The organism is Flavobacterium sp., from assembly GCF_044338735.1.
Taxonomy (GTDB): domain Bacteria; phylum Bacteroidota; class Bacteroidia; order Flavobacteriales; family Flavobacteriaceae; genus Flavobacterium.
Genome location: NZ_JBIIWV010000105.1, coordinates 1 through 7,247, shown reverse-complemented (window position 1 = coordinate 7,247; position 7,247 = coordinate 1). Strand labels below are relative to the sequence as shown.

Here is a 7,247-nt window from a genome sequence, read left to right as displayed (position 1 = left end):
ACTCTAGACTTACAATAGTAATTTGTATAAATTCAACAGTATCACAGTTGGAAGAAGATATCCTTGATGTTTATCCTGACAGTAAAATATTTACTCATTTCAGAAAAGGTCAAAAGTTTAACAGAGACAATTACAATTACCTTTTATTGAATTATGAAAAATTCCAACAGGGCTATACTGAAGAGATTTTTCAAGATTTAAACGAAAACAACTTGATTGATTTCATTGTTCTTGATGAGGTCCATAATGCAAAACAAAGGGACAAAGACGAAAGCATTAGAAGAGGAGCATTAATGCGATTAATAGGTCGTTCTGCTGAAATGAATCCTAATTTTCATTTGCTTGGAATGAGTGCAACACCTGTTATAAATAATTTGATAGAAGCTAAATCCTTGCTACAACTAATAACAGGTAAGGATTATGAAGATATTAGTACAAGGGGAACTATTACTAATGCTCTAAAAATCTTTAATCAATTGCTATTAAACGGAATTCGTTATATTCCAAAATATGACATTGTCTTAAAAGAACTTACAGCTGAAAACACTCCTGCATTAAACATAGACGGTACAAAGCTAACAGAGAAGCTTAAGGATAATGATAATAAAGATTACTTAGGCTTAGAAAAAATACTTTTAGAGAGTAAACTTGAAGTGCTAGAAGAATTCTTAAAACCAAAAACTATCATTTACACCTATTTCACAGATAATGATAAAATCCCTAAGAGAATTGCAAAATATGTTAAGTCTAAAGGCTTTTCCTATGGACTTTACATAGGTGAGCAAAGCACAGAAGACCGTGAACATACTAAAACTAGTTTTGTTAAGGGAGATGTTGATATTCTAATTGCTTCTAGGATTATTGGAACAGGAGTTGATGGTTTACAAAACGTTTGTAATCGAATGATTTTGTTGACACTTCCTTGGACTGATTCAGAGTATACTCAATTAAAAGGACGTATTTACAGACAAGGAAGTAAGTTTGGAGATGTTGAAATAGTTATTCCTCAAGTATTTATTGACCTAGATGACAAACGATGGTCTTGGGACAAACAGCGACTTCAACTTATTAGGGAAAAGAGAACACTTGCTGATGCAGCTGTTGACGGTATTATACCATCAAAACATATACCATCAAGAGAAAGACTATGTTCAGACTCATTGCAAGCATTAAAAATATGGAAAGACAGAGTTAGTGAAGGTAAGATTACAACTATTGAAAGGAATGATTTAGTTTTGCCACTTAGACCTGAAATACTTGAATATTTAAAACCAAGCCTAGGAGACTTCTCGGAGATGAATAAATCTTGGAGTGTATCACGCTCAGAAAATACTAAGAATCGCCTTATTAAAGACCCTAGCGAATGGTATTACTACCATAGTCTTTATGCTGAGAAAAGAAAAGAATGGAGTGAAATCCCTTATGTAGAAATCGCTAAAAAAATCAAGGACAGAGAAGATTGGATTGTTGCTGACCTTGGTTGTGGTGAGAACCTACTCAAAAAAGAAATTACAAATAAAGTTTATTCCTTTGATTATGTTGGTATAGATGAAACTGTTGTAGAGTGTGATATTTCAAATGTACCACTTGAAGGAAACAAAGTCGATGTGAGTGTATTTTGTTTGTCACTGATGGGATCAAATTATATTGATTACTTAAAGGAAGGATACAGAATTTTAAAGCCTTATGGCAGTATGTTTATAGTTGAACCCAAAAAGAAATGGGAAAATAAATCAGAGAAGTTAATTACTGAAATAGAATCAATCGGAATGAAGGTTGTAGAATCTTACACTTCAAGTAAATTTATTTACATTCAATGTATAAAAATTAAATAAATGAGAGTATTTGTATTAAGAGCAGATTACGGAAGATATACTGACGTATTTAGAAATAATAATTATATTGGGATTGGTTGGTTTGAACAAATTAATCCAATTGAAGGCAGATGGGATTTAACGGACAAAGAATTTCTCAAAGAAAAATACAGAGAAAAATATGTTGGTGATGCAAGCATGAGAGTAAATCAAAATGTAGGACAGATTTATCGATTCATAAATGAGATGCAAATTGGTGATATTGTTATTTCACCATATAATACAAATGATTTACTAATTGGTAAAATTACGGGTGAATTATACTTTGAGAATGACAATTCATCACCATATCCATGGAGAAAAAAAATGGAATGGATTAAAGACAATGTTAATAGACATTCATTTTCTCAACCTATTCAAAATACTTTAAGAGCTACATTAACTTGTTTTGAAGTAAAACAAAAAGATGAAATATTTGAATCTCTAGGTTATGATATTCCCCATTCGAAAAAAGAAAATTATGACATAAAATTTGATTCAAAATCAATTAATGAGTTAATTAAAAATAAGTTCTTAGAACTTGATCCTACTGAATTTGAATTATTAGTTTCATATCTTCTTAGAACACTTGGGTTCGAACCAACACAAGAAACGGGAAAAGTTGGAGATGGAGGAATTGATTTTGAGGGTATATTAGATGTAAATGGGATTGCATCAATAAATCTTCAAGTACAAGTAAAAAGATATGATAACAATTCTATAGGAGAAAGAGAAATTAGAAGCTTTAGAGGTGCATTAAAACAAGATTTTCAAGGTTGTTTCATAACATTATCAAAATTTCAAAAGAAAGCAATTGAAAGTTCAAATAAAGAGGGATATAAGGGCATCCAACTTATAGATGGTAATAAGTTTATTGAACTATTTATTAATCAATATGAAGAAATTATTGATGTAATACAACTTGATGATAATGACGATCTTTTAGAAAAATTACAATTCAAAAAATCTTTACTCCCACTATAGCTTGATTTTGAAATTAACTTATACTATTCAGCCTTTAATTACTATAGCAAGTAATAATGGTTTTTTGTTTTTATAATTTTTTATATATTTGCAATGTATTTCGAACCCATTAAGGGTACCAACCGAGTGAAGACACCACGGTGGTAAAACAATACGGGCCCGTCCGGTCAAAATAAACATAAGTTTACCCAGACACCATATTTATCGGAATACAAATAACGATTGTTTAACTAAATCTTTATTTGTATGAAAAAATCATTGCAAATTACTTTGAAAGACCAAGCCACAATTCAACTGCAGGCAACGGTCAAAACCACTACAGACACTTTTATTAAAGTGAACGAACTGCAAGAAGGAACAACTCCCCTATTGCTCAACATCCAACACCCACAAGTTAACAGCTTGTTAGAACTAAGTAAAGTGGCTCCTTTTGTCTTACTTTACTTTGATTACACCAATGCTTTTTCAGGAGCTTCCTATAGCTTAAATGGCTTTAAAAACCCGTTTGGAATTAGTGTTCAAGCAAAGAAACTGTTGATACTCCCCTTTCCTATTGCTTTTAAATTAGAGGATGTGTTGTCGTTAACCTTAATTCCTTAGCTCATGGAGTACTTATTTATTCAAAGAGAAAGAGACAAAGCTGAAATTTTTAAGCTTTATAATGAGTTTAAGCTTTTATCTAAACTAGATTTAGTTCATAGGTACAATACTACAGTAGCAATAGGAATTGTTGGCGCTCATGCTCAAGGACAAATGTTAGTGGCATTGTATCACGCTTTTAATTTTGCTTTTGGGAATTCTCCCATAAATATTGAGGAAAATATTATTATTAGTTTAACCGGTAAAATTCAATTAAATGACGCTAATTGGATTTATGAAAAATAAAACAAAATGAAAAATACAATTCAAAACTTAGACGAACTCAAATTCGAAAAAAAAATAAACAAAATAGGTTATGGAAAATTCCCGTACATTATTTATAAATCAGGTCACGCAATTTACATGAAAATTCCAATTCATTTTAATAGAAACAATGACTTTGATAATTATCCTAGTATTCATATCAATGGAATTGATAAATTTTTATTAAAGGAACATAATAGCAGTTTCAAAGGAGAATTGCATGATGTTTTAATTGAAAGTAGTATTTGGGTTAAAAATCAAATTGAGGAACAAACAAAAAAAGCAGTCAAAATATTCTTAGTAGATGCAATTGATAAAGCTCATTTTTTTGAAGGAGATGAAATTAAATTTAGTTCGAAAATCGCATGTGGTGGAACACTTATTTCACAAGAAGGTAAAATATTAGGAATGAATGTTAATCACTTTATTTAATGATAATTTAAAAAATCTCAATTTATGAAAATAAAGAATGAATCACAAAATTCAATATTAAAAAAAATTAATATGCTAACTGATGAAGATTTTAAAATATTAAAGAAACGTTATGACAAAGACTTTAACAAATATTGGACTCATGGAAATAACAAGCCAAAATTTAATACTATATCAATGAATGAATTTAAACAACGATTAAAACATTTTTCAATAGATTTTTTTAAAAAATATGGAGAAATTTAAACTGTGTTTACTGTCGTACTTCATCGCTTCGTAGACTTCAATGTTTTTTTGATATTAATTGACGTAGTTATTAAAATTGTTATTAATTTTAAAATCTGAATTATTTATTATAAAAGCTTTCAATTATTTACAATAAGCTCTTATAATGTTTAGGACTCTTGGTCATAAAGTACTACCAATTTGATATTTCAGGAAATTATAAAAAAGAAATAGGAATAGAAGGTTTTGAGATTTAAGTATTTTAAAATAAAAGCTTTAATTAATTTGAAATAAAAATTTAGATTTACATTTCTGAGCAAATTATTTATGGAACAAAAAATTTTTTTAGACAAAAATGGAATTACAATAAAGTGTACTCCAAATTGTAAAGTTGGATTCAAGCAATTTGTCAATAAGATTGAATATGAAGTAGTAGATAGAGAATTTCTAATTACAAAACTCAAGGAAAATCATAATTTATCAAACAAAATTTGTGTTTCTTTGATTACAGATATGTCGGGTATTTTTTCTGATACTAACTTCAATCAAACTATAGATAATTGGGATGTTTCAAACGTAACGGATATGTCAGGCATGTTTGCTATTTCACAATTTAATCAACCATTAGATAATTGGGACGTTTCTAGTGTTGTGAATATGAAGAATATGTTTCAATCTTCTAAGTTTAATCAACCTATAAATAATTGGGATGTTTCAAACGTCACGAATATGTCAGGCATGTTTGCTATTTCACAGTTTAATCAACCACTAGATAATTGGGATGTTTCTAGCGTTGTGAATATGAAAAATATGTTTCAATCTTCTAAGTTTAATCAAACCTTAAATAATTGGAATGTTTCTGCTGTTAAGAAAATGTCTTATATGTTTGAAGGGTCTGAATTTAATCAACCAATAAATAATTGGGATATTTCAAATGTAGAGACATTTGACTGTATTTTTCATTCATCTAAATTCAATCAACAAGTCGATAATTTGTTTTTTAAAAAAATACAAAATTATAGGAATATTAGTTACGAAAAATTATTTGACTATAAAAGTGATTATGAGTTTTACAGCAAGTATGAAAGTTCAATTATTAAAAAAATTGAAAAAAAAATAAGTCCTATTATTTTAACATTTTTTTTATTAGATTTTATCGTTTGTATATATAAAAAATATGAAATATTACTATTAACTTTTTTTATCATTACGTATTTTTTTCTTTATTACCAACTAATATTTTATGTAGAACACCCTAAAGAGCGAATTGTAATTTCAAAGACTTTTAATAATTTTATTAATATTAAAAAATTTAATTATTTTCACAAATTTATACTTTACATTAAATATAATTTTGCAATAATTATTATTACATTACTAATTATTAATTTTTTTCTATTTATTATTTTTGATTTATCTTTAATATATTATTGTGGTAAAATTTTATTGTTTTTATTTAATTTAATTTTATCGAAAGCAGAAAACTTATAGATTGTTCGTCTTCAAACTAAAATGGACTTTATCTAAGAGAGTATTTAGTTATTAATTCAAATCTGAAAATTTAGAAAACACTCTCTTAGTTTTGACTTAAATCAGTCCACTTTTTGCTTACGATTTACACTAAAATGAACAAAAATTATATATTTTAAACTTGTATAATTTGAACATAAAAAAATTAGTTACCCTATGAGTTACCCTAATGAAATTCAAAATTGGGAAGTATTGAAAAAATTGAATGTTACGTAAGAGTTCGAGTAGTGATTGGTTTTCTCAGAAATCTACCAAAGAAAAATATCAAGAGGAAATTATGAAGTAGAGGTATTTTGCTAAAAAAAATTAAACCAGTAGGGTTACCTTTTTCTGATTTAAGTATAAACAGTTATAAAACAAATTAATTTATAACTTTTTAAAAAATTTAAATCATGAAAAAAGCATTTTTATTTATCGTATTTTTATTTGCAGCAGCAAATTCATTCGCACAATCAACAGTTTATGTACAAGGGTACACCAGAAGTAATGGAACGTATGTACAAGGTCATTACAGAACCGCTCCCGATGCTACTATTACAAACAATTGGTCAACAGTTGGCAATGTAAATCCTTACACAGGTAAACCTGGGACGGTTTCTTATTCTTCTAGCACTTCAAGCTATTCTACTTATTCATCGCCAAGTTATTCTACTTATTCGTCACCTAGTTATTCAACTTCAACTTACAGTTCGCCAAGTTATTCAACTCCAGTTTATACAGGGTCAAGAGGTGGAACGTATTATGTGAATTCAAATGGAAATAAAACCTATATTAAATAAATTATTAAACTAATAAAAAAAAAGTCATGCAAGAAGAACAAAACGTAAATAATGAAGAGTTAAGACAGTTTGGATTTCAATCTGCTATTAATTCACAATCAATGCCAGAAAGTATCTTTGGGTATTTAAACAAAGTTTATGATAAATTTTTAGAGACTCAAAAGTTAGACGAACAAAGTATTAAAAATAGAATTTTAAAATTAAAAGAAGAAATTGTTTTTGAAAAGAATAAAAAGAATGAACTTCAAGCGGAAACAACTACTCATTTGGCTAACAAAAAGGATAAAGAAGAAGATATCAAAGACTTAGAGTTAGAGAAAGTGGCCATTAAAAATGGTGAGGGTGAAGTAGGTGATAACGCGTCATTCATTATTGGAGCTTTTATTACGTTATTTTTAACTTTATATCTTTTCGTTTTTTATTCCTCATCTGGCTATTCTGTTTTTTATGGCATAAAACAAAAAAGTTTAGGTTTTTTAAATTCAAACGTGTTTGCTGATGCATTAGGAAAAGGTCCAGGGGTATTTGCAGTAATTATATT

Annotated in this window: 9 protein-coding genes and 1 riboswitch; all 9 genes read left to right on the top strand. The window is 28.2% G+C overall.

Annotated features, from left to right (window positions below; all coding sequences use genetic code 11):
• A partial coding sequence (locus ACIQZC_RS07635) for a helicase-related protein (RefSeq protein WP_396138641.1) occupies positions 1 to 1,835 on the top strand: 1,835 nt, incomplete at its 5' end.
• Positions 1,836 to 2,837: a restriction endonuclease gene (locus tag ACIQZC_RS07630; RefSeq protein ID WP_396138640.1), complete on the top strand. Its 1,002-nt coding sequence runs from the start codon at positions 1,836 to 1,838 to the stop codon at positions 2,835 to 2,837. It abuts the gene before it with no gap.
• Positions 2,838 to 2,927: 90 nt separating this feature from the next.
• A riboswitch (SAM-I-IV-variant riboswitch) is annotated at positions 2,928 to 3,022 on the top strand.
• A 61-nt stretch (positions 3,023 to 3,083) separates the two neighbouring features.
• A complete protein-coding gene (locus tag ACIQZC_RS07625; protein ID WP_396138639.1) occupies positions 3,084 to 3,437 on the top strand; it encodes a hypothetical protein in 354 nt (117 codons plus the stop codon).
• A gap of 3 nt (positions 3,438 to 3,440) precedes the next feature.
• A complete protein-coding gene (locus tag ACIQZC_RS07620) occupies positions 3,441 to 3,722 on the top strand; it encodes a hypothetical protein (protein ID WP_396138638.1) in 282 nt (93 codons plus the stop codon).
• Between the two features lie 6 nt (positions 3,723 to 3,728).
• Positions 3,729 to 4,172, top strand: coding sequence for a hypothetical protein (locus ACIQZC_RS07615; protein WP_396138637.1), 444 nt, complete (start codon positions 3,729 to 3,731; stop codon positions 4,170 to 4,172).
• Between the two features lie 24 nt (positions 4,173 to 4,196).
• Positions 4,197 to 4,418 (top strand): hypothetical protein, encoded by a 222-nt coding sequence (locus ACIQZC_RS07610; RefSeq protein ID WP_396138636.1) that lies wholly within the window; start codon positions 4,197 to 4,199, stop codon positions 4,416 to 4,418.
• A gap of 306 nt (positions 4,419 to 4,724) precedes the next feature.
• Positions 4,725 to 5,888, top strand: coding sequence for a BspA family leucine-rich repeat surface protein (locus ACIQZC_RS07605; protein ID WP_396138635.1), 1,164 nt, complete (start codon positions 4,725 to 4,727; stop codon positions 5,886 to 5,888).
• Positions 5,889 to 6,319: 431 nt separating this feature from the next.
• Positions 6,320 to 6,706, top strand: coding sequence for a hypothetical protein (locus ACIQZC_RS07600; protein ID WP_396138634.1), 387 nt, complete (start codon positions 6,320 to 6,322; stop codon positions 6,704 to 6,706).
• 26 nt (positions 6,707 to 6,732) lie between these two features.
• Positions 6,733 to 7,247 (top strand): hypothetical protein (locus ACIQZC_RS07595; RefSeq protein ID WP_396138633.1); only part of this gene is annotated, 515 nt, incomplete at its 3' end.

Excerpts from the sequence above, each read along its gene's own strand:
- ACIQZC_RS07625 (WP_396138639.1), top strand. The coding sequence starts at position 3,084 with ATGAAAAAATCATTGCAAATTACTTTGAAAGACCAAGCCACAATTCAA.
- ACIQZC_RS07620 (WP_396138638.1), top strand. The coding sequence starts at position 3,441 with ATGGAGTACTTATTTATTCAAAGAGAAAGAGACAAAGCTGAAATTTTT.
- ACIQZC_RS07610 (WP_396138636.1), top strand. The coding sequence starts at position 4,197 with ATGAAAATAAAGAATGAATCACAAAATTCAATATTAAAAAAAATTAAT.
- ACIQZC_RS07615 (WP_396138637.1), top strand. The coding sequence starts at position 3,729 with ATGAAAAATACAATTCAAAACTTAGACGAACTCAAATTCGAAAAAAAA.
- ACIQZC_RS07605 (WP_396138635.1), top strand. The coding sequence starts at position 4,725 with ATGGAACAAAAAATTTTTTTAGACAAAAATGGAATTACAATAAAGTGT.
- ACIQZC_RS07630 (WP_396138640.1), top strand. The coding sequence starts at position 1,836 with ATGAGAGTATTTGTATTAAGAGCAGATTACGGAAGATATACTGACGTA.
- ACIQZC_RS07600 (WP_396138634.1), top strand. The coding sequence starts at position 6,320 with ATGAAAAAAGCATTTTTATTTATCGTATTTTTATTTGCAGCAGCAAAT.